The following is a 3,681-nucleotide window of genomic DNA, read 5'->3' as shown; positions in this document are numbered from 1 at the left end:
AAACCCGCTTGAACAGCGGGTTTTTTATTTTAATTTTATATTTAGCACAACCTAAGGGTTTAAGCCTTTTAAGCGAGACATTAAACTCACACCCGCTTTACTTACACCCGAACTTAAACCAATAGCTAATTTGTCACTTAAATTTTTCTTAATACGGTATTTCACTTTAAAGATTTGGCGCTCTTTAGCTTGGCTCAATAAAATGTCATCACTGGTATCAATCTTGTCAACTAAGCCTTTATCAAACGCTTGAGTTGCAAACCAGTGCTCACCTGTAGCAACAGTATCAATATCAAGAGATGGACGCTGCTTACTAACAAAGGTTTTAAATAAACCGTGAGTTTGTTCAATTTCTTCTTTGAATTTTTCACGACCTTTATCGGTATTTTCACCAAAGATAGTTAAAGTACGTTTGTACTCACCCGCTGTGATTTGCTCAAAATCCACATCATTCTTTTTCAAGATTTTATTAAAGTTAGGAATTTGTGCAATAACACCGATTGAGCCTACAATTGCAAATGGTGCTGCGACAATCTCATTGGCAACACACGCCATCATATACCCTCCACTGGCTGCTACTTTATCTATGGCAACAGTTAAATGAATTTCGGCATTACGTAAGCGCTGTAACTGTGATGCTGCAAGACCATAACCGTGAACCACACCACCACCACTTTCTAGACGAATAAGCACGCGATCTTTTTCTTTATCAGCAATAGTTAAAATAGCCGTAATTTCTTCTCTTAGGCTTTCTACTTCATGAGCATCAACACTGCCGTTAAAATCTATGACATATAAGCGCGCTTTTGGCTCGTCGCTTTGCTGTTTTTTGGCCTCGAGTTTTTGCTGCTTGTGGTGTGCTTTAAGCTCTTTCTTTGAAAGGGTGTTTTCAATAAAACTTTGCTTTAAATCGTCAAGTTGTTCACTTAAGTCATCAATTGTTATCTCACCTTTTTTAGCTTTGGGTTTCACTGCAGCGCCCATAATAATGGCAACAATCACTGCAATTGCGATGACAAATGTGAGGGTCTTGGCAAAAAATAACCCATATTCGTATAAAAATTCCAATCAAACTCTCCATTTATTAATGATTCGCCACAATTTACCACGCTTTAAAGCAAAAAAAAGCCACATGAAGTGGCTTTTTACTTAATTGGTTATTACTTAATTAACAAGGTTTCGTTTATTCAGTGACAACATCTGAGTTTGTAACCTGAAGATACTGACCACGGCTTGCTAAGAAAGTCGCGATTTGCAATTGCATTTCAGCCGTTGCTGCAGCACTTTCTTCGGCCGTTGCGCCTGAGTCAGGTGTAGCAACAGGTGTTAATACTGAGCTGTGGTGACCTTTGGTAAATTTAACAACATAGCTCATTGCGTCCGCTGTTGGGCCTTGTGTTTGTGCAACTGTTGTTAAACCCATTAGATTAGCAAGAGGTAAACTACCTGCAATTGGATTACTCGCTACCATTGGTGGAATAACCATATCAGCATTATTGTTCGCACCATCACCGACAACTACACTCATGTAAACTGGTGTGCCAAGAGCTGCAACTGATGCTGCATAGTTAGAAGGGTCGCCACTATCAAGCGCTGTTTGAGCTGCAAATGCAAACTGAGTTACCACACTTTGAATGTTAGCTAATTTTTCGGTTTCACCAGCTACTGTTAACGAACCTATGTACTCTTTATAAGCACATGTAACATAAGCTGTTTGATTTGAAGCAAGTGAACCACAGTTAGATAATGCTTCATTTTGAGTATAAGCGCCAAACTCTGCTGACTCTGCAGTACCAGCCGCAAGTAATACAGAACCTTGTACAAAAGGACCAAATGTATTTGATTCAATCAAGAAGTTTGCAATACCACCGCCACCACTGGCAAGAGCTACACTTTTAACGTTGAACATTGGGTCAACTTGAGCTGCTAAAGGTGCATTAGTCACAGCAACAAAAGCTGGTGCAACAACAGAGCCTAATGAATGTCCTAAGAATGATACATCTTGCGCATTTAAATCAGCAGCACCAGTAAAGTTCAAGCCTAAACGCAAACCAAGCAAATCAGCTACAGACTGACGTAAACTATCACGAGCTACCAATAAAGACTGTAAATTCATGTAACTTAGTACAGAACCTGTAGAGGCATTAAAGTCGTCAGTACCGTCGCCGTCTACATCTACACCACGCTCACCATGCATTGGGTGATCGATTGCAGCCGTTGCAAAACCTTGCATTGTTAATTGCGCTGTAATTGCTAGCATATCTTCTTTTTTAGAAGTAATGCCGTGCTGAAGGATAACAACAGGCCAGCCTGTCTCAGGCATGCTCAATGCGTCTAAGCCAAGCTGAGCTCGCACTGCATTAATAACAGGTAAAATTGGTTTAGTAATTTGCACTGGCACATTAGCAATGCTTTGTGTTTTTGGAATTGTGTTGTACTTAGTTAAGTGTTTTGTTTGATCTAAGCCTAAATCACGTAACTTGCCTCCACTTAACGCCATACAAAGGCCATCAGTTTCGCTAATAGGATCGGTTGGGAATGAATCACCCGCTGCAGCTGCATAGCCTAAAACAGCAACACCACTGTCACAAAGCCCTTGCCAATAAGTCGCAGATAAATCATCAACCGTTTTACCTGTAGGAGTTGCTAAATACATAGGTAACATCACGCTACCTTTTTGATATTGCACCCCACCAAAAACGGGTGAAACACCTGTAATACCTTGCGATGCAAATACTTGCTCGACTGTAATAACCGGTTGCTCAGGAATTTGAACCATAGGTGTCGGCAAGGCTGGTTGCGAAAGACTCGCTGCTAGGAGTTGCTTAACTGTACCAAGCACTTGACCTGCTGACTGCATTGTCATCGCTGCTGAATAGATAATTTCATCTTTTGTGATTGCACCACCTGATGTCACTGCATCTTCATAGCTATTGATAACCGCTTGAAGTGACTTCTGTGAATCAGTGATAAGTGCTGTCTCTTCGCTCACTAACGCGTAAGTTGAAGAAGGCTCAATTGAACGTCCTTCAGAGTCCATTAATGACGTTGTTAAAACGTTAATATAGGTACTACCAGCTTTGAACGGTTTAAGTGGGATCACAGCCACAGCATCGCCAGAACCTTGAGTAATAAAGTCAACACCAAAGGTTAATTCAGACACCAATTTACAGGCAATACCCGCAGGCACTTGCGAACAAGTTTCATCTGTTTGGCTTGCGCCCATGATTACTTCAAATATACGTACTGCACCAGGAGAAGCAGCAGATGCCGTATCAAGTGAGATACCCGCAGGAAAAGTTAAATCGATTTTAAACGGAGTTTGTGTTGACCAACCATCAAGTGCGCCAAGTGCAAGTTGTGGATCAGCATACGCTGCACGTTCAACACTAACATTGTTGTCATCTAATTCACCTGGCATGTTTAAAGTGCCATCAAGAGTACCACTCATTAATAAATCATTTGGTACTGAGATCACACTATTTGCTGGGTCAAATTTTACTGTCGCGGTTGGGAGAACAGGTGGATTATCATTTTTTACATCTTCTAATGTTTCCCCTCCACCACAGCCAGTAATGGCTGACGCAATGGCTAGTGAAAGTAGCAGTTTTTTCATAATTTCGCTCCGCGCAAATCTTATTGTTATTGTGTGTTCAAGGTAAAAAGTAGTTATTCTACTAC

The 3,681-nt window shown here is 40.9% G+C and carries 2 protein-coding genes; both read right to left on the bottom strand.

The genetic code is table 11. The features are described from left to right. Nucleotides 1–51: 51 nt before the first annotated feature. Entirely contained in the window at nt 52–1,068 is a 1,017-nt protein-coding gene (gene sohB / locus L1D46_RS20040; protein WP_178927048.1) for a protease SohB, read from the bottom strand. A 115-nt stretch (nt 1,069–1,183) separates the two neighbouring features. Next, nucleotides 1,184–3,616: a VolA/Pla-1 family phospholipase gene (locus L1D46_RS20035; protein WP_178927049.1), complete on the bottom strand. Its 2,433-nt coding sequence runs from the start codon at nt 3,614–3,616 to the stop codon at nt 1,184–1,186. Between the last annotated feature and the right edge of the window lie 65 nt (nt 3,617–3,681).

The sequence above is a fragment of the Pseudoalteromonas sp. Isolate3 genome (genome assembly GCF_022398505.1).
Lineage (GTDB): Bacteria > Pseudomonadota > Gammaproteobacteria > Enterobacterales > Alteromonadaceae > Pseudoalteromonas > Pseudoalteromonas apostichopi.
The sequence above is the reverse complement of the archived record's forward strand: the minus strand, read 5'-3'. Positions and strand labels throughout refer to the sequence as shown.

Coding starts and splice junctions, on each gene's coding strand:
- L1D46_RS20035 (WP_178927049.1), bottom strand. CDS start 3,616: ATGAAAAAACTGCTACTTTCACTAGCCATTGCGTCAGCCATTACTGGC.